Consider the following 18,227-nt stretch of genomic DNA (forward strand, 5'->3'; position numbering starts at 1 on the left):
TCGTTGATCCGGAGCCGCGCAGTCGGCCAGAACACACGAGTCGCGGTGGCGGTGCGCCCGTCATCGCGCATATAGTAAAGACCATGGGTGCGGCCAGGAGCAACGGTCAAGACCCCCTCATCGGCGCGGCGATCGCCGATCGATACCGGATCATCTCGCTCATCGCGCGAGGGGGGATGGGCAGGGTCTACAGGGCAGAGCAGTTCGCGCTGGGCCGGATCTGCGCCCTCAAGCTGCTCCTCCCCGATGAGCGCCTCGAGCAAGATCCGGAGTTCTTTCGACGCTTTTCGCGCGAGGCCGCGACCGCGGCGAGGCTCACCCACCCGAACTCCGTCACGGTCTTCGATTACGGCCGGGACGATCCGCGCGGGATCTACTTTATCGCCATGGAGTATATCGCCGGGCGCACGCTCCACCGCGTGCTCCACGACGAGGGCGCGCTCCCGGAGGCGCGCGCGGGCCGGATCGCGCGGCAGATCTGCCGCGCGCTCGCCGAGGCGCACGGCCTCGGCCTCGTGCACCGGGATCTCAAGCCGGGCAATGTGCTCCTCGTCGACCGGGAGGACGAGAAGGACTTCGTCAAGGTGCTCGACTTCGGCCTGGTCAAGGACGTCTCGGGGCGGCAGCTGGACGAGCTGACGCAGAGGGGCCTGTTCATCGGCTCTCCCAAGTACACCGCTCCGGAGCAGGCGATGGGCCACGATCTCTCGCCGCGCGCGGACATCTATGCGCTCGGCGTCCTGCTCTACGAGATGCTCTGCGGCAGGGCGCCGTTCGACAGGAAGGTGGCCTCGGCGACGCTCATGGCGCACGTCAGCGAGCCGCCGCCGCCGCTCGCCGATCACGCTCAGGGCCCGCTCGTGTCGCCGGCGATGACGGCCATCGTGATGCGATGTCTCGAGAAGAGCCCTGACAGGCGCTTCCAGTCGATGAGGGAGTGCCTCACCGCGCTGAAGAGCGCGGCGGGCGAGCCGTTCGACGTCTCGCACGTCTCGCACGTCTCGCACGTCTCGCACGTCTCGCACGTCTCGCACGTCTCGCACGTCTCGCACGCCTCGCGGGCCTCGGTCCCGGACCGCCTGTCCCCGGCGCAGCCCCGGGGCGCGCTGCCCTCCGCGTCGTCGATCTCGGAGCTCCGCATCTCGGCCTTCTCGCCCTCTCCCAGCGAGCCGCTCGTGTCGCTTCGCTCGGCGCAGCTCGACTCGCTCTCTCCGCCGCAGGCTCCCGCGACCTTCAGCGGCTCCGTCGCCCCGCCCCGTCACGCGACCGTATCCCTCTACCTGGTCGCGCTCGTGGCGGCGATCGTCGGCGGGGGCCTGGTGCTGGCGCTCGGCTGGCGCGGGCCGGACGCCACGAGCACCCCTGCCGCCGCCCAGGCCGCCCCCATGCCCGTCGCCGTGCCCGTCGAGGCATCGGCGGGCACGGAGCCGGGCGCGGCGGCCGAGTTCAGGATCGTGAGGATCGAGAGCGCCCCGCCCGGCGCCCGCGTCTCCGACCGCGGGACCGAGGTCTGCCTGGCGACGCCGTGCCGGCTCGTGCTGCAGGGCGCCGGGAGCAGGGCCGAGCACCGGCTCCAGCTGACCATGCCCGGCTACAGGCCGGCCGCGCTCGTCGTGCGGCCGGAGGACGAGACCGCCTCGGCGGAGCTAGCGCTGCTGCGGGAAGCCGGAGGGGGAAGCGAACCGCCATGACGCGCCAAGGGCGCCCAAAAACCAGGGAAATGGGAGGGAAACATGCCGGGACGGCGCTTCTCGCCCTGCCCGCGCGAGCGCCGCCGCGTCGCGGTGCGCGTCGGCGTCTCGGTGGACGCGCGGAGGCCGCGGCACCATGGAAGGGACTTCATGAGGACCGCCGCCCTGCTGCTCGCGGCCGCCACCGTGTCGCTCGCTGCGGGCTGCCGCAACGGCGCCGGCAGCGAGCCTGCCCAGCCCATGCCGAACGTCACGCCGATCGACACGCGCGCCTCCGCCGAGCCGACAGTCGACGACGAACCTCCCACGCCGCGGCCCCCGAAGGAGGCCGATCCCACGAGCACCGACGCGTTCGAGGGCACCGCGGGCGCCACCGACAAGCCGCGCGCCGGCGCGAAGGTCGCGGTCCTGCGCGACGTGCGGGCGGCCCGGCACGAGCACTACGACCGCGTCGTGTTCGAGTTCGAGGGGGACGCGGTGCCGGGCTACCACATCGATTACATCGACAAGCCGGTGCGCCAGTGCGGCTCGGGCGAGGCGACGGAGATCGCGGGCGACGGATGGCTCGCGGTGCGGATGACCCCCGCGGCGGCGCACAACGACGCGGGGAACGCCACGGTCCCGTTCCGCGAGCGGAAGCTCGCGCTCGGCGTGGCGCGCGAGATCGAGCGGACGTGCGACTTCGAGGCCGAGGTGACCTGGGTGCTCGGGGTCTCGTCGCCGAACCGGTACCGCGTCCTCGAGCTGACCAAGCCGGCGCGGCTCGTCGTCGACGTGAAGCACTGAGGCCGCGCCCACGGCCCCCTGCGGCTCCCCGGGCCGCGGGCGAGCCACAGGGCGCGCCTCCCGCCCCTCAGCCGTCCAGCGCGGGCCCGGGCTCGCCGTGGCGCGCCGGCGGCGGAGGCGCGTCGGCCGCCTTCGACGGGGGCAGCCGCCGCGGCGGCACGACGACCTGCTTCGGGGGCGCGGCGGGGCCGCTGGACGGCCGCGGGATGTTGTAGACGCGCTTCGCCTGGATCGCCGTGGATCGAAGGCCGTTGGCCCGCTTGATCGCCTCCACGGTGGTGCCGTACTGCCGGGCCAGCGAGCCCAGGGTCTGCCCCTTCTTCGCGGTGTGGCGCACGTACTGCGACGTGGGCTTGATCGCCCCGCGCTTCACGAGCAGCGGATACGCGCGCGCGGCCGACTCCTGCGCGATCGGGCTGTAGAACCGGACGTGGATGTGGTTCGCGTGGCCGCGAGCGTGGCGGACGAGCGGGCGCGGCTTCCTCGACCCGAGCTGGAAGACCTCGTCGAGCCAGTCCTTGTCCTCGCCGATCTTCAGCGCGTGCTCCTTGAGCAGCCGCTGCACGCTGCTGTCGATGAGGATGAGCTCCACGTCGGTCTCGGTGACGAGCGCCCGGACGAAGGCCCAGGTGCGCTCCCGATCGAGGTTCGCCGTCGTGGCCCGCTGGTACCAGCGGTGCCGGGCGTCGAGGAAATAGCTGATGTCGACGTCGCGCCCGGCCTGGTGGCTCTTGTGCGGCGAGAGGCGGCCGCCCTCCCGGGCGCTGATGTGCCCGATGTAGAGCTTCGGGCTCCCCGGGAACTGCCGGTGCACCTCGGCGATCGCCCGGTCGAGCGCGTCGATCGTCTCGCGCGTCCCCCAGGCGTGGGCCGGATCGACGAGCTCCCACCGATCGCTCTCGGGCATCCGGACGCCGTTGAACAGCGCGCCCGCGTTGGTCGCGCCCAGCGACATCGGCCCGAGCGCCGCGGGGTCCTTCGAGAAAAGCTCCTCGATCTCGGCCTCGGTCATCGCCGAGAGCGGCGAGTGCGCCCGCGCCCCGGTGCCCGGATCCGCCGGCAGCTCCAGGCCGTCGTCGACCTCACCGTCGTCGTCGTCGACATCGTGGGCGTCCGCGAGCGCGGCCTCCTCCGCGGCCGTCCCGGGCGCGGGCGAGGCGCCGCCCTGCTCCGAGGACACCCCGGAGGCCACGCGCAGCAGGCCATCCTTGGACCGCGCCGCCTCCGGCGCCCTCCCGGCGCAGCCCGCGAGGAGGAGGGCGCAGAGGACGGAAACCAAGCTGCTGCGCCCCATCGCGGGCCACTATACTGACACGAGGGAGCGACGCCAACCGCGGCCGCGCGCGGCGCGCTCCACGCGACGCGCGTTCAGCGTGAGCCCAGGTGACGGGGCGCCATGCGGCGTTGCGCGATGTTTTGCAGCGGCGCACGAGGACGTTGCCGCCGCCGCGCCGGCGGCTACATGCTGCCCTCGTGCAACCGTCCCAGCGGAGCGGCCGCCCCGATCAGGCGGCCCGGGGGGCAGCCGCGCCGGCGCCGGCGCCGGACAACGCGCCGCACCACGACGGCCGCGCGGGCGGGACCGGCGAGCGGCAGCCGGGCGGCGGGGGCCAGCAGAAGCTCTTCTCGGCCCGGGAGGCGGCGGGCAACGGGGCGGCGACGGTCGAGGGAGAGGTCGTCCGCGTCACGTACGAGAGCGAGTCGAGCGGCTTCCGGGTGCTGCGGGTGGAGGTCACCCCCGGCGCCCCGCCGGAGGTCTGGGTCGGCGTGTTCCCGCAGGTCGGGCCGGGCACGCGCGTGCGCGCGACGGGGCGCTACGAGCGCGATCCGAAGCACGGCGAGCAGCTCAAGGTCGAGACCCTGCTGCCGATCGCCCCCGCAACGCTCGATGGGCTCGAGCGCTACCTCGGGTCCGGCATGGTGCAGGGCATCGGCCCGGCGTACGCGAAGCGGATCGTGGAGGCGTTCGGCACCGAGACGCTGGAGATCCTCGACCGGTCGCCCGAGCGGCTCGCCGAGGTCCCCGGGCTCGGCCAGCGGCGGGCGCAGGCCGTCGCGAAGGCGTGGGCGGCGCAGCGGGCGATCGGGGCCATCATGATCTTCCTCCAGGCGCACGGCGCCTCCCCGGCGCTGGCGAGCCGCATCTACAAGCGGTTCGGCCCCCACGCGATCGACATCGTCTCCCGCTCCCCGTACCGGCTCGCGCTCGACGTGTGGGGCATCGGCTTCAAGACCGCCGACCGGATCGCGCGCTCGATCGGCGTCCGGGCCGACTCGCCGGAGCGGGCGCAGGCGGGCGTGCTGCAGACGCTGGTCGATCTGTCGACGCGCGGCCACACGCTGGCGGCGCGGCCGGAGCTCGCGGAGCTCGCGGCGGCGATGCTCGAGCGCGACGCGGCCGAGGTCGACAGCGCGATCGACGCGCTCGTGGCGAGCGGCCATGTGCGGGTCGAGACGCTCGAGACCGGCGAGGTCGCCGTCTACCCGAAGGACCTCCACGAGGCCGAGGTGCGGCTCGCGCGCCGGATGCGCTCCTTGCTGGGCGACGACGAGGACGGCGCGGCGCCCGAGGCGCGCCTCGTGGAGGGCGTCGACGCGGCGATCGCCGCGTTCGAGGCGAAGACGCAGGTCTCGCTGGCGCCTGCCCAGCGGGACGCCGTGGCGCAGGCGGCGCGGAACAAGGTGCTGGTCATCACGGGCGGCCCGGGCGTGGGCAAGACGACCATCGTCCGGGCCATCCTGGCGCTCTTCGACCGCGCCCGGCTCCCGGTGCGGCTCGCCGCGCCCACGGGCCGCGCCGCGAAGCGGATGAGCGAGGCGACGGGGCGCGAGGCCGTCACGCTCCACCGCCTGCTGGAGTTCGATCCCAAGCAGCGCAAGTTCGGCCGCCAGCGGGGCCGGCCGATCGAGGCGGGGGCGATCGTGGTCGACGAGGCGTCGATGCTCGACCTGGCGCTCGCCGACGCGCTCCTGCAGGCGACGTCCGACGCCGCGCGCCTCGTGCTGGTGGGCGACGTCGATCAGCTCCCGTCGGTGGGGCCGGGCGCGGTGCTGCGGGACGTGATCGCCTCCGGCGAGGTGCCCACGGCGCGGCTCACGCAGATCTTCCGCCAGGCCGAGGGCAGCCTCATCGTCCGGAACGCGCACCGGATCCACGACGGCGAGCCGCCGGAGGGCGCGCGCGGGCCCGGCGGCGAGTTCTACGTGATCGAGCGGATCGAGGCCGAGGCGGCGGCGGATCTGATCCTCCACCTCGTGACGGAGCGCATCGGCAAGGGGTTCGGGCTGGATCCGCGGCGCGACGTCCAGGTCCTGACGCCGATGCACAAGGGCGAGGCGGGGGCGATCACGCTGAACGCGCGGCTGCAGGCGGCGCTGAACCCCGAGGGCCCGAGCGTCACGCGCGGCGCGAGGACGTTGCGGCTCGGCGACAAGGTGATGCAGCTCCGCAACGACTACGACCGCGAGGTGTACAACGGCGACGTCGGCTTCATCACGGACGTGAACACCGAGGAGCGGAAGCTCCAGGTGCGCTTCGACGATCGCGAGGTCAGCTACGAGGAAGCGGAGATCGACGAGCTGACGCTCGCCTACGCGACGAGCATCCACAAGAGCCAGGGGAGCGAGTATCCGGCGGTGATCGTGCCGATCCTCACCCAGCATTTCGTGATGCTGTCGCGCAACCTCATCTACACGGCGGTGACGCGCGGCAAGCGGCTCGTGGTGCTCGTCGCGGATCCGCGGGCCGTGTCGCTGGCGCTGGCGGAGACCCGTCGCGAGGAGCGCCGCACGCACCTCGCGGAGCGGCTGCGCGGCGGCGCGCCGGCGCGCGCTGGATCGGCGCGCGCGCTCGAGGCACCCCTCGCCGCCGGCCCACGACTCGACTAGGACGGCGCGCGGCGAGGGAGAGGGCGAGCGAGATGGGCGTCCGAGACGGCGATAGCGACAGCGAGCACGACAGGGATCACACGAGCGAGCGCGAGGCGGCGACGGCGACGCGAACCGCAGCGGCGCAGCCGGCTTCGAGCGCGGGGACCGCGGCGAGGTTCACGGTCGCGACGCGCGGATTCACGGGTGGAAGCGGTGGAAGCGGTGGAAGCGGTGGAAGCGGCGGAAGCGCGTCTGACCCGAACGCGATGGCCGCGATGAGGCCGCGCGCGCTCCGAGCTCCCCCGTTGCCCGGCTGGGCCCTCCCTGCTAGCGTTCGCGCCCCTTCTACACGAACTACTGCCCCCATCATTACAGCGCGCAGGGTACCGGGGCGAGGCTGGGTGATGCCTGCGCCTCGGCGCGCGTGGGGGAGAGATCTCGGAGCATCGACGATGACGACCAACGGACAGCAGCAGGCGGGTGGGCTCAACATCACCGGAGGGGCGGCGATCGTCGCGCCCGTGAGCGCGTTTCCGAACGGTGTGCCGGGGAACGCGCTCATCGTCATCCCGATGAACAAGCCGACGGACGAGCTGAAGGGCCTGCTCGAGCAGGGTCCCGCGGCGGTGACCCTCGAGCAGATGTGGCAGCTCCTCGGCTTCAACGGGCCGGCGGTGCAGGTGCAGGACGATCAGGGGCGCCCGATCGCGATCGGCCTGGAGGACCTGCTCGCGGGGCTCGAGAAGCACTGGACCGAGCAGCCTGACGACCTGAACCGCGGGCGCATCTACGCGCAGGAGCTCCTCAAGCACAACCGGCTGGCGCGCGCCGAGCAGGTGCTCTCGAAGGTGGTCGCGAAGGGCGGCACGGGCGACGACTGGCTCGCGCTCGGCATCGCGCAGCTCTCGCAGGACAAGCACGACAAGGCCGAGGGGACGCTGAAGGGCGCGCAGAACCTGCTCAAGGACAACCCCTACCCCTCGCTGCACCTCGCGAAGCTCTACCAGGCGAAGAAGGACGACGCGAAGGAGCGCGAGTTCATCGAGAAGGCGCTCTCGATCGACGTGGACTGTATCGACGCGTGGGCCTACCTCTTCCAGTACGAGAAGCAGCGCGGCGACGAGGCGAGCGCGGTCGCCGCGATCGAGAAGTTCTCGGCCGACAAGAAGACGGCCGCTCCGTACATCGCGATCCAGGGCTTCTACGCGGCCAACGAGGAGACGCGGGACAAGGCGGTCGAGTACGCCAAGAAGGCGGTCGCGCAGAACCCGGACAACCCGCTGGCGCTGCTCTGCCTGTCGGCGCTCTACGGGCAGAAGAACGACCTCGAGGCGGTGGTCCGCCTGCTCCAGCCGCACGAGGCGAAGATGAGCCGCGACGTGCGCCTGGCGAACAACTACTTCGAGGCGCTGTTCCAGTCGCGCCAGCTCGAGAAGGTGACCAAGCTGCTGAACGCCCTCGCGGGCTCTCCGAACAAGGAGGTCAAGCAGTTCGCCATCGAGCGGTCGCGCGCCGTCGCTCAGTACCTGCAGCAGCAGCAGCAGCAGCTCGCCGCGGCGGCCCAGCCGGCGCAGCGCAAGGCCTGACGCGCAACAAGGCGTGGGGGAGCGCTGAGCGGCGCTCCCCCGCTGCCCGGCGCTCGCCGTCCGTCAGCGTTCAGTGACCGAAGGCGCGGCGGATGGCTTCGGCGATGCCGCCGCCCACCAGGCCGTCGGCCTTCAGGCGGTCCGTCGCCGCCTGCTTCACCTGCTCGGGCGCCTGCGCCATGGCGAACGATCGCCCCGCCACCTCGAACATCGGCACGTCGTTGAGCCAGTCGCCGACGACGACCACGTCCGACAGCGCGCAGCCGTGGTGCTCCGCGAGCCACGCGATCGCCGTCCCCTTCGTGGGCCCAGCGGCCCGGACCATCATCGCGAAGAGGCTCGTCTGGGCGTCCCGCATGAGGGGGAACGAGACGACGAAGGTCGCTTCGCCGAGCTCGGATCGGACCTCCTCGACGGCCGCCGTGACCTGGAGCTCGGTCCCGAGCGCCACCAGCGCGAGCAGGCCATGCTCGTGCTCCCAGTACGGGTGCGACGAGACGCGCTCGACCTCGGCGATGGCGGGCGACCAGCCCCGGACATAGTGGACGTGCGGCGCGCCCGTCGCGTCGTGGACGATGCTGTCCTGCGCGAAGAGGAACGACGCCGTCGCATGCCGCTCGGTGATCGAGCGCAGGAGGGACGCCTCGGCGCCGGAGATCGTACGCGAGTACAGGTGCGCGTCGCCCTCGGTGTGCACGATGTGGCTGCCGTCGACGCACGCGATGGGGCCGAACACGCCGATCCGCCGCGCGACCTCGCGCGTCCCCGAGTACAGGCGCCCGGTCGCGATCGAGACCGGGACGCCGGCATCCTGGAGCCGCTGGATGGCGCGGAGGTCCTCGTCGTGGATGGACCCATCACGACGGACGAGGGTCCCGTCGACGTCGAGGGCTAGGAGCTTGTAGGTCGTCACCGCGCTTGAGTAGCTCGGGAGCGCGTGGAGCGCAGCAGGCGGGACGGGATGAGGCGGATCAGGGCGCCCTCCCGGTGAGGAAGGCTCAGGAAGCCGGGTAGACCGACACCTGCTTCTTGGTGTTGGACTTCCACTCGTACGTGACGACGCCGTCGACGAGGGCGAAGAGCGTGAAGTCGCGGCCGGTGCCGACGTTGTGGCCGGCGTGGATCGAGGAGCCGACCTGCCGGACCAGGATGTTGCCAGCGCGCACGGGCGCCCCGGCGTACACCTTCACCCCACGGCGCTGCGAGTTCGAGTCACGGCCGTTCCTGGAGGAGCCGCCGCCTTTTTTGTGAGCCATCTCTACTTCTCCTGCTAGGCGGTGATGCCGGTGATCTTGAGCTCGGTGTACGGCTGGCGATGGCCGTTCTTGCGGCGGTAGTTCTTCCGGCGCCTGAACTTGAAGACCACGATCTTCTTGCCGCGGTCCTGCCCGGTGATCTCGGCAGCGACAGAGGCGCCGCTCACGAGGGGCTTGCCAATCTTGGGAGAGTCACCGCCGACGAGGAGCACCTCGCTGAAGGTGACCTTGTCTCCGGCATTGCCGACAAGCTTCTCAACCCGGAGCTTCTGACCTTCGGCGACCCGATACTGCTTGCCGCCCGTCTTGATGACCGCGTACATGGTGCGTCTTCCTCAACCTGGGGACCGCGATCCCTCGCCATACGCCACGCAAATGGCCCTCGATCGGAGGACCCGGTGAGCGAGGGAGCGGCAGTATACGGACCTTCTCCGGCTTGGCAAGTGGTTCGCAGCGGCGTCGCCCAGGTTCTTCGCCTGGAGCGACGCCCGCGGCCTCCTCGGGCGGCAGGGCCCTGGAAAGCCCCGGGCAGAGCGCAGCCCGGGCCGCGCGCCCGGTCGCGGCGCATGTCGCGCTCGCCGCACGCCCAGCGCCTGTTTCGCGCTCACGCCTTGGTGAAGACGAACTTCTCGTCGACCACGTCGACCTGCATCGTCTGGCCGGGCTGGTACCGGCCGGCGAGGATGGTCTCGGCGAGCGGGTTCTGGAGCTCGCGCAGGATCGCCCGCTTCAGCGGGCGAGCGCCGAGGCTCGGCTCGTAGCCGAGCTCGACGAGCCGGACCTTCGCGGCGTCCGTGAGGGCGAGGCGGATGTCCTTGTCCGTGAGCAGCTGCTCCAGCCGACGGAGCTGGATGTCGACGATGCCCCGGAGGTCCTCCTTGCTGAGCGCCTTGAAGACGACGATGTCGTCGACCCGGTTCAGGAACTCGGGGCGGAAGAAGCCGCGCAGCTCCTCGAGCAGGACGTCGCGGATCGCCTCGCGCCCGTCCTCCGTGGTCCAGAGCTTGGCGTCGGTCTCGAGCACGCGCTTCGACCCGATGTTCGAGGTCATGATGACGACCGTGTTCGAGAAGTCGGCGAGCCGCCCGCGGCCGTCGGTGAGCCGGCCGTCGTCGAGGATCTGGAGCAGCAGGTTGAACACGTCCGCGTGCGCCTTCTCGACCTCGTCGAACAGGAGCACGCTGTACGGCCGGCGCCGGGCGGCCTCGGTGAGGAAGCCGCCCTGCTCGCTGTCCGCGTAGCCCGGGGGCGCCCCGATCAGGCGCTGGGCCATGTGGCGCTCCATGAACTCGCTCATGTCCATGCGCGTCAGCGCCTGCTCGTCGTCGAACAGGAACTCGGCGAGCGCCTTCGCGAGCTCCGTCTTGCCGACGCCGCTCGGCCCGAGGAACAGGAACGAGCCGATCGGCTTGCCGGGATCGCGCAGGCCGACGCGCCCGCGGCGCACCGCCTTCGCGATCGCGCGCACCGCCTCGTCCTGACCCACCACCCGCTGCGCGAGCCGCGCCTCCATCTTGAGGAGCTTCTCGGCCTCGCCCTCGAGCATCTTGGCCACCGGGATGCCGGTCCAGTCGTTGAGCGTCGCCGCCACGTCCGACTCGCCGACGACGTTCGAGGTCGGCGCGACCCCCTCCCGCTGCGCGGCCTCCTCCGCGGCCTGGAGCCGCCGCCTGATCTCCGGGAGCGTGACGTGCTCGAGCTCGCCGATCTTGGCGAACGCCTTGTCGCGCTCGGCGGCCTTCAAGGCCTCCGTCGCGGCGACGAGCTCCCGTCGGATGGACTGGCACGCCGCGACGACGCCGCGGCGCGACGCGTTGCGGCTGCGCATCGACGACGCCTTCGGCTCGATCTCCGCGAGCTCCGCCTCCAGGCGCGTGCGGGTCTGCACGCTGAGCTTGTCGTCGTCGTCCGCGAGCGCGGCGATCTGGGCGCGGAGCGCGTCGACACGCCGGGTCAGCGTGTCGAGCTCGGCCGGCACGCCGTCGACCTCCACCCGCTTGCGGGCGGACGTCTCGTCGAGCAGGTCCACCGCCGTGTCGGGGAGCGCGCGGTCCGAGATGTACCGCTTGGCCAGCGCGACCGCCGAGGTGATGGCGCTCTCCCCCACCCGGACGCGGTGGTGGGCCTCGTACTTCGTGGCGATCCCGCGCAGGATCTCCGTCGCCTGATCGATGCTCGGCGCCTCCAGCGTGATCGTCGAGAACCGCCGGATGATCCCGGGATCGCGCTCGTTGATCTTGCGCACGCCCTCGGGCGTCGTCGTGGCGATGATCCGGATCTCCCCGCGCGACAGGAGCGGCTTCAGGAGCTCTCCCACGCCGGCGCCCTGCACCCCCTGGCCGAAGAGCGCGTCGAGATCCTCGACGACGAGGATGCTCTCCGCGTCCTGCTCGCCGCGCAGCCGATCGACCAGGACCTTGAGGCGCTGCTCGATCTCCCCGCGGAGCTTCGCCCCGGCGACGAGCGCGCCGGTGTCGAGCTCGTAGAGGTGGGCGCCCGCGAGGTTCGTGGGCACGTCGCCGTGCGCGATCCGGTCGGCCAGGCCCCGGATGAGCGCGGTCTTGCCCACGCCGGGCTCGCCGACGATGAGGGGGTGGTTCTTGAACCGCCGCTCGAGGATCTGCAGCAAGCGGCGCGCCTCGACGTCACGGCCGATGACCGGGTCGAACCGCCCTTCGCGCGCGTCGGCGACGAGGTCCCGCGTGTAGGGCGCGGGTTGACCCGGCTCGGCCGCGTTGGCCGGCGCGGGCGAGGGCTCCCGCGAGGCCGCCTCCAGCGCCCCGAGGTGCGGCCGGAACGCGCCCGGACCGACGCCGAACGAAGAGAGGATCTCCCCGGCAGGCCCGCGGATCTCCTGGGCGAGCGCGTGCAACAGGTGCTCGATGCCCACGTTCTGCGACTTGTCCCGGGTCGCCTCCCGCTCGGCGCGCCCGAGCAGATCGAGCAGGCGAGGGCTCACGTACGCAACACCGCTGCTGCCCGCCCTGGACAGCTTCTTCAGGGCGTTCTCGGCGAGCTGGAGCACCTCGTTCGGGTCGGCGCCCGCCCGCCGAAAGACCTCGGACACGCCCCGGTCGCGCTCCAGCAACCTCATGAGCAGGTGCAGCGGCGTGACCTCGGCGTGCTGGCGCTCGTCCGCGATCTGCTGTGCGCCGGCGACGACCTGCTTCGCGTCGCTGGTATAGCGATCGAGGTGAATCGTCCCCTCTTTCTCGGCCATGCGCGCAGCCTACCGCAAGGTGGAGCCCTGTGCGCTTGCATCTTTGGCCTGACCGGGAAAGGAAAGAGGACGAGATGCCCATGCAAGCAGCCGAAGTCACCATCTACGTCACCGACTACTGCCCTTACTGCGCCATGGCGAAGCGCCTGCTGACGCAGAAGCAGGCGCGCTTCACGGAGATCAACGTGGAGAACCGCGACGACCTCCGCGCCTGGCTGGTCAAGGCCTCCGGGCAGCGGACGGTCCCTCAGATCTTCATCAATGGAGCCAGCATCGGCGGATTCAGCGACCTCTCGGCCCTCGACAAGGAGGGGGGGCTCGATCCGCGCCTCGGTGAGGCGCCGAGCGCGGACGCACCTCCCATGCCGCGCTGAGGCGGAGGAGGGTGGCTGAGGTACGACGGAGAATCCTCGTCGGACGCACCCCTCGGGCCCTGCCGGCGAAGGTGCACCTCGGCGTGAGGAGGTGATAAGCTGCCGCGCGGGGACGGGGCGCAGCTTTCTTTGATGCGGTTCGTCCAAAGGGCTTCACGGGCTTCGTCCGCTTCCCCCACGTCGAACCGCCATGCCTAGCAGCACCGACACCACCGCCGCAGCGACCCAGCCGGTCGAGGGGGCGCTCGTCGGAAAGCGGGTTCAGAAGTACGAAATCGTACGGACGATCGGGCGTGGCGGGATGGGCACGGTCTACGAGGCGGTGAATACCGCCATCGGGAAGCGCGTCGCGATGAAGTTCGTCGACGGCGATCTCGCGCAAAACAAGGATGCGGTGGCACGGTTCCACCGCGAGGCGCAGGCGGCCAGCGCCGTCGAGAGCGCGCACATCGTCGAGATCTTCGACGCCGGCTTCGCCGACGACACCCCCTTCCTCGTCATGGAGCTGCTCCGGGGCGAGGACCTGGGCCACCGCATCCGGCGCTGCGGCAGGCTCGACCTCGGCGAGGCGCTCCACGTGACCGCGCAGCTCCTCCGCGGCCTCCACCGCGCCCACGAGGCGGGCATCGTCCACCGCGACCTCAAGCCGGACAACGTCTTCCTGGTCGACCGCGACGACGACCCGAACTTCGCCAAGATCCTGGACTTCGGCATCTCGAAGATGCGCCGCGCCGACGGCGCTCCGGCGCACACGTTGACCCGGCAGGGCACGGTGCTCGGAACGCCGTTCTACATGTCGCCGGAGCAGGCGCAGGCGATGCCCGACGTGGACGGCAGGACCGATCTCTGGGCCGCCGGCGCGATCCTCTACGAGTGCCTCACGGGGCACCCGCCGCACAGCGGCGGCTCGTACGAGCAGGTGATCGTCAACATCTGCATGAAGGACGCCCTCGACGTGCGGATGAGCAACCCGGCCGTCCCCGAGCCGATCGCGCGCGTGATCGCCAAAGCGCTCACGCGGGACAGGGACGCGAGGTTCTCCTCCGCGCGAGATTTCCTGGACGCCCTGGTCGCCGGCGCCGGCGGGCTCCTCGCGTCGCGGCGCAGCTCGAGCGACGAGCTCGGAGCGCACACGACGAGCGCTCCTGGCGCCCTCGGGCAGACGCCGGCGAAGCAGGCGCCGGGGGATCCGAGCATCGGGCTGGATCCGACGCTCGAGGTGCACGGGAGCGGCTCGAAGGTGGGCTGGTCGAGCAGCGGGCCCACGGGCGCGCGCGGCCCGCGGCGGCTCGCGTTCGCCGCGGTGGCGCTGGTCGCGCTGATGGGCGGGCTCGCCGGCGCGGTCCTCCACGCGCGCCGCTCGCCGGAGGCGGGCACGGTGGCCGCCGCGCCGGCGCTGCCCACCCAGGTCTCCGTCGAGCTCCGGACGAACGCCGAAGGCGCCCTCTTCACCGTCGACGGCGTGGCGCTGGCCGATCGCACGCTGCGCGGCCGCGCGGGCGAGACGAAGCGCGTGCGGATCGAGGCCTCCGGCTACACGCCTGTGGACAAAGAGGTGACGCTCCAGGACGCCAACTCCCCGATCGATGTCCTGCTCCACCCGCTGCCGGCGGCCGTGACACCGGCGCCGCCTCCGGCCGAGGCCGCGACCGCGGCGCCCGTCGCGCCCGCCCCGGCGCCCAAGGCCGAGCCGAGCCCGAAGAAGGCGACGGCGCTCCCGTTCGCGGCGCGCCCGAGGGGCCCGGGCGCCGGGGCGAAGGCCGCCGGTCCGGCGCAGGCCACCCCGGCGGTTGCCACGTCGAAGCCGGCGGGGGTCGCGGCAGGTTTGCAGCTCAAGGTCGACTGAGGCGGGATTGGGCAGCTCACACGGACGACTCACGCTGGCGCTCTGCGCGGCGACGCTCGGCCTGGCCGTGCAGCTCTCGCCGGCGCTCGCGCAGGTCGAGCCGTACCGGCAGCACATGGAGAACGGCATCAAGCTGTTCCAGGACAGGAACTACCGGGCCGCGGTCGTCGAGTTCGAGGCGGCCTACAAGGAGAAGCCGAAGGCCAGCCCGCTGTTCAACATCGCCCTCGCCGAGAAGGCCCTCTTCAACTACCCGAGGGCCATCGCGGCGCTCGAGCGCGCGCTCGCGCAGCACCGCGACACGATGGATGAGGGCGACGAGAAGACGGCGCGCAGCGCCATCGAGGAGATGCGCGCGCTCCTCGCCCGTCTCACGATCGAGCTCAGCCCACAGACCGCGACGCTGATCATCGACGGCGAGGAGCAGCCCCCCTCGTCCTCGGGGACGCGGGTCGTGGAGCTCGGGCCGGGGGTGCACCGCATCGGCGCGCGCGCCGAGGGGCACGCGAGCGCTGACGAGAGCGTCACCGTGGTGAGCGGCGAGCGCGACAAGAAGGTGAAGCTCGCGCTGGTCCCGGACAGAGCCCCCGCGACCCCGGCGGCCCAGCCGTTCACGCCGCCCCTGCCCCCTCCGCCGAAGCCGGTGCCCCTGTCGCTCCCGCCGCAGGGCTACTATGTGATCGGCGCCGCGTCGTTGCTCTGGCCGCTCGGCCACCCGCGCGCCTTCCCGGCGCCGGAGGCGAACAGCGGCGGGGCTGGCTCGATCCGGGTGGGATACCGCGTGAACACCCCCGCGGCGTTCGACGTGATGCTCCAGTACGCGAACATCGCGACCGGCTCGGACGACCCCGCTTACCCGAACGCCAGTTACACGCTCGGCTCGACGCGCCTCGGGCTGAACGTCCGCCTGATGACCCCCGGGCAGACCTGGCGGTTCGTGGGCTCGATCGGGGGCGGTCTCACCTACGACTCGGTGAAGTTCGACAGCATCAAGACGCAGGACGGAGACATCTGCAATGGCCTGTGCCAGAAGGCCGCCGGGGTGAACGCGTTCGTGTTCTCCGAGGTGGGCGTCGAGCTGGACCTCGGGGGTGTGCTCCTCGGGTTCTCGCTCGACAGCTACTTCCAGTCGTCGCGCGGCATCAGCTACAAGAACCCCGACCAGGACGACGTCACGCTCTACTCGGCCGTGCTGCTGCAGCTGGGAGGCAGCTTGCACGCCGGCTATGCGTTCTGGTGATCGGCCTCCGCCGATCCCGGCCGCTCGTTCCATCCTTGTTCTGACGCTTGACGGATGTATCCTCGCACGCCCTCGCGGCGAGTCGTCGAGGGTTCGCCGCGCTCTCCAGCGGAGAGCATGGGCCCGGGGATCGGCTCACGCCGTCCACTTCAACGTCAGCCGGGGATCGGCTGCCGCCGTCCCCTCAAGGGGTGACCATGTCGCAGGATGCCATCACGTCGTTGCTCAAGGAGACGCGCCGGTTCGAGCCGCCGGCCGAGTTCGCGCGTCGCGCGCGCGTCGGCGCGCAGGCGACCTACGAGGCGCTCTACCGCGAGAGCATCGAGCAGCCGGACGCGTTCTGGCGCCGGGAGACGAGCGACCTCGTGTTCCGCACGCCGTGGACCACGACCAGCGACTGGTCCTTGCCGCACGCCAAGTGGTTCCTCGGCGCCACCCTCAACGTCACGGAGAGCTGCCTCGATCGACACCTGACGACGGCCACCAAGAACAAGGCCGCCATCATCTGGGAAGGGGAGCACGGCGCCACGCGCACGCTGACCTACGCCCAGCTCCACCGCGAGACGCTGCTGCTCGCCAACGCGCTCAAGCGGCTGGGCATCGAGAAGGGGGACCGGGTCGCGATCTACATGGGCATGGTCCCCGAGGTGGCCGTGGCGATGCTCGCCTGCGCGCGCCTCGGCGCGGTGCACACCGTCGTGTTCGGCGGCTTCGCCGCGGACGCGCTCCGCGACCGCATCCACGACAGCCAGGCCAAGCTCGTCATCACGCAGGACGGCGCGTACCGGCGCGGGCAGGTCGTGCCGCTGAAGGCGACCGTCGACAAGGCGCTCGCGCAGCCGGAGGCGAAGAGCGCGACGCGCGTCGTCGTGTACCAGCACATCGGCAAGGAGCGCTGCGAGGTGCAGATGACGGAGGGCCGCGACGTCTTCTGGCACGACCTGCTCGCCGGGGCCGCCCCGGCCTGCGAGCCGACGGTCGTCGACGCCGAGCACCCGCTCTTCATCCTCTACACGAGCGGCTCGACCGGGAAGCCCAAGGGGGTGCTCCACACGACCGCCGGCTACCTGGTCGGCGCGCACGTCACAACGAAGTACGTCTTCGATCTGCGCGACGACGACGTCTACTGGTGCACCGCCGACGTCGGCTGGGTGACGGGTCACAGCTACATCGTGTACGGCCCGCTCTCGAACGGCGCGACGTGCCTTATGTACGAAGGCGCCCCGAACTTCCCTGACTGGGGCCGCTTCTGGCGGCTGATCGAGAAGCACGGGGTCACCATCCTCTACACCGCCCCCACGGCCATCCGCGCCTTCATGCGGCAGGGCGACGAGTGGCCCGCGAAGAGCGATCTGTCGAGCCTCAGGCTCCTCGGCTCGGTCGGCGAGCCGATCAACCCCGAGGCGTGGATCTGGTACCACCGGACCATCGGCGGCGGCCGCTGCCCGATCGTGGACACCTGGTGGCAGACGGAGACGGGCTCGATCATGATGACCACGCTGCCCGGCGCGTCGTTCTCGAAGCCGGGGTCGACCGGGCTGCCGATGTTCGGCGTCGTGCCCGAGGTCGTGACGAAGGACGGCAAGCCCGTCGCGGCGGGCGAGGGCGGGCTGCTCGTCCTGAAGCAGGCGTGGCCGTCGATGCTGCGCACGGTGTGGGGCGACGACGAGCGCTTCCGCAAGACATACTTCAGCGACGTCGAGGGCTGCTACTTCACCGGCGACGGCGCGCGCCGCGACGAGGACGGCTACTTCTGGGTCGTCGGCCGCATCGACGACGTGCTGAACGTGGCCGGCCACCGCATCGGGACGGCCGAGATCGAGAGCGCGCTCGTGTCTCACCCCTCCGTCGCAGAGGCGGCCGCGGTCGGTCGCCCGGACGACCTCAAGGGACAGGCGCTCGTGGTGTTCGTCTCGCTCCGGCCGGGGGTGAAGGCCGGGCCGGAGCTTCAGGCAAAGCTCGCCGAGCACGTCGCCAAGGAGATCGGCAAGTTCGCGCGCCCCGACGCCATCCGCTTCGCGGACGCCCTGCCGAAGACCCGCAGCGGCAAGATCATGCGCCGGCTCCTGAAGGACGTCGCCGCTGGTCGAGAGCTGACCGGCGATACCTCGACGCTCGAGGACCTGAGCGTCATGGCGAAGCTCCGCCAGCAAGAAGAGGAGTGAGCCCCGCGGCGGCGCAGGGGCGCGGCCGTGCCCCTGCGACCGACGCGAGGACAGCGCGCGCGACGGCGCAGCGCCTGCTCCTCGGCGAAGGGGAGGAGAACCCACGGAAGAGCTCGATCCTGCGGCTCTTTCGCCGCGCCCGGCCCTGGGAAGAGCGACGGCGGCCCACGACCGGCACCCCGCAGCTTACGGT

13 protein-coding genes are annotated in these 18,227 nt (G+C 71.7%); 8 read left to right on the forward strand and 5 right to left on the reverse strand.

Features of this window, described 5'->3' with window-relative positions:
* Window positions 1-83: 83 nt before the first annotated feature.
* Together WMF27_RS39725 and WMF27_RS39730 are read left to right on the forward strand one after the other, a co-directional pair.
* Window positions 84-1,691, forward strand: coding sequence for a protein kinase domain-containing protein (locus WMF27_RS39725; protein WP_437763689.1), 1,608 nt, complete (start codon window positions 84-86; stop codon window positions 1,689-1,691).
* A 150-nt stretch (window positions 1,692-1,841) separates the two neighbouring features.
* Complete coding sequence (locus WMF27_RS39730; protein ID WP_437763688.1) at window positions 1,842-2,477, forward strand: AMIN-like domain-containing (lipo)protein; 636 nt, start codon at window positions 1,842-1,844, stop codon at window positions 2,475-2,477.
* Between the two features lie 67 nt (window positions 2,478-2,544).
* Here WMF27_RS39730 and WMF27_RS39735 read toward each other — a convergent pair whose 3' ends face one another.
* Window positions 2,545-3,771 carry a LysM peptidoglycan-binding domain-containing protein gene (locus WMF27_RS39735; RefSeq protein ID WP_437763687.1) on the reverse strand — a complete coding sequence of 409 codons (1,227 nt, stop codon included), beginning with the start codon at window positions 3,769-3,771 and terminating at the stop codon, window positions 2,545-2,547.
* A 179-nt stretch (window positions 3,772-3,950) separates the two neighbouring features.
* Between WMF27_RS39735 and recD2 the strand changes: the two genes are divergently transcribed.
* Both recD2 and WMF27_RS39745 read left to right on the forward strand, forming a co-directional pair.
* Complete coding sequence (gene recD2, locus WMF27_RS39740) at window positions 3,951-6,365, forward strand: SF1B family DNA helicase RecD2 (protein ID WP_437763686.1); 2,415 nt, start codon at window positions 3,951-3,953, stop codon at window positions 6,363-6,365.
* A gap of 434 nt (window positions 6,366-6,799) precedes the next feature.
* Window positions 6,800-7,933: a tetratricopeptide repeat protein gene (locus tag WMF27_RS39745; RefSeq protein ID WP_044966990.1), complete on the forward strand. Its 1,134-nt coding sequence runs from the start codon at window positions 6,800-6,802 to the stop codon at window positions 7,931-7,933.
* Window positions 7,934-8,003: 70 nt separating this feature from the next.
* On the opposite strand, the gene WMF27_RS39750 is transcribed toward WMF27_RS39745, so the two are convergent.
* The 4 genes from WMF27_RS39750 to WMF27_RS39765 all read right to left on the reverse strand — a co-directional run bounded on the left by WMF27_RS39750 (window position 8,004) and on the right by WMF27_RS39765 (window position 12,409).
* Window positions 8,004-8,846, reverse strand: a complete 843-nt coding sequence (locus WMF27_RS39750) for an HAD family hydrolase (protein ID WP_437763685.1) — start codon at window positions 8,844-8,846, stop codon at window positions 8,004-8,006.
* An 85-nt stretch (window positions 8,847-8,931) separates the two neighbouring features.
* Complete coding sequence (rpmA, locus tag WMF27_RS39755; protein ID WP_437763684.1) at window positions 8,932-9,189, reverse strand: 50S ribosomal protein L27; 258 nt, start codon at window positions 9,187-9,189, stop codon at window positions 8,932-8,934.
* A 14-nt stretch (window positions 9,190-9,203) separates the two neighbouring features.
* Window positions 9,204-9,512 carry a 50S ribosomal protein L21 gene (gene rplU, locus WMF27_RS39760; protein WP_012240531.1) on the reverse strand — a complete coding sequence of 103 codons (309 nt, stop codon included), beginning with the start codon at window positions 9,510-9,512 and terminating at the stop codon, window positions 9,204-9,206.
* Between the two features lie 281 nt (window positions 9,513-9,793).
* Complete coding sequence (locus WMF27_RS39765; RefSeq protein ID WP_437763683.1) at window positions 9,794-12,409, reverse strand: ATP-dependent Clp protease ATP-binding subunit; 2,616 nt, start codon at window positions 12,407-12,409, stop codon at window positions 9,794-9,796.
* An 80-nt stretch (window positions 12,410-12,489) separates the two neighbouring features.
* Between WMF27_RS39765 and grxC the strand changes: the two genes are divergently transcribed.
* The 4 genes from grxC (at window position 12,490) to acs (ending at window position 18,034) form a co-directional block, all read left to right on the forward strand.
* Complete coding sequence (grxC, locus tag WMF27_RS39770) at window positions 12,490-12,783, forward strand: glutaredoxin 3 (RefSeq protein WP_044966993.1); 294 nt, start codon at window positions 12,490-12,492, stop codon at window positions 12,781-12,783.
* Between the two features lie 190 nt (window positions 12,784-12,973).
* The gene (locus tag WMF27_RS39775; protein ID WP_437763682.1) at window positions 12,974-14,629 is read left to right on the forward strand and encodes a serine/threonine-protein kinase; all 1,656 of its coding nucleotides are present in this window, start codon (window positions 12,974-12,976) and stop codon (window positions 14,627-14,629) included.
* 7 nt (window positions 14,630-14,636) lie between these two features.
* On the forward strand, window positions 14,637-15,869 hold the full coding sequence (locus WMF27_RS39780; protein WP_437763681.1) for a hypothetical protein: 1,233 nt from the start codon (window positions 14,637-14,639) through the stop codon (window positions 15,867-15,869).
* A gap of 197 nt (window positions 15,870-16,066) precedes the next feature.
* The gene (acs, locus tag WMF27_RS39785) at window positions 16,067-18,034 is read left to right on the forward strand and encodes an acetate--CoA ligase (RefSeq protein ID WP_437763680.1); all 1,968 of its coding nucleotides are present in this window, start codon (window positions 16,067-16,069) and stop codon (window positions 18,032-18,034) included.
* Window positions 18,035-18,227 lie beyond the last annotated feature (193 nt).

Origin of the sequence: Sorangium sp. So ce281 (genome assembly GCF_051527395.1) — a bacterium.
Lineage (GTDB): Bacteria > Myxococcota_A > Polyangia > Polyangiales > Polyangiaceae > Sorangium > Sorangium cellulosum_B.

What these genes read in the sequence shown, in the direction of transcription:
- rpmA (WP_437763684.1), bottom strand. Translation starts at nt 9,189, where the DNA reads ATGGCTCACAAAAAAGGCGGCGGCTCCTCCAGGAACGGCCGTGACTCG.
- acs (WP_437763680.1), top strand. Translation starts at nt 16,067, where the DNA reads ATGTCGCAGGATGCCATCACGTCGTTGCTCAAGGAGACGCGCCGGTTC.
- WMF27_RS39765 (WP_437763683.1), bottom strand. Translation starts at nt 12,409, where the DNA reads ATGGCCGAGAAAGAGGGGACGATTCACCTCGATCGCTATACCAGCGAC.
- WMF27_RS39775 (WP_437763682.1), top strand. Translation starts at nt 12,974, where the DNA reads ATGCCTAGCAGCACCGACACCACCGCCGCAGCGACCCAGCCGGTCGAG.
- WMF27_RS39735 (WP_437763687.1), bottom strand. Translation starts at nt 3,771, where the DNA reads ATGGGGCGCAGCAGCTTGGTTTCCGTCCTCTGCGCCCTCCTCCTCGCG.
- grxC (WP_044966993.1), top strand. Translation starts at nt 12,490, where the DNA reads ATGCAAGCAGCCGAAGTCACCATCTACGTCACCGACTACTGCCCTTAC.
- WMF27_RS39725 (WP_437763689.1), top strand. Translation starts at nt 84, where the DNA reads ATGGGTGCGGCCAGGAGCAACGGTCAAGACCCCCTCATCGGCGCGGCG.
- WMF27_RS39730 (WP_437763688.1), top strand. Translation starts at nt 1,842, where the DNA reads ATGAGGACCGCCGCCCTGCTGCTCGCGGCCGCCACCGTGTCGCTCGCT.
- WMF27_RS39745 (WP_044966990.1), top strand. Translation starts at nt 6,800, where the DNA reads ATGACGACCAACGGACAGCAGCAGGCGGGTGGGCTCAACATCACCGGA.
- rplU (WP_012240531.1), bottom strand. Translation starts at nt 9,512, where the DNA reads ATGTACGCGGTCATCAAGACGGGCGGCAAGCAGTATCGGGTCGCCGAA.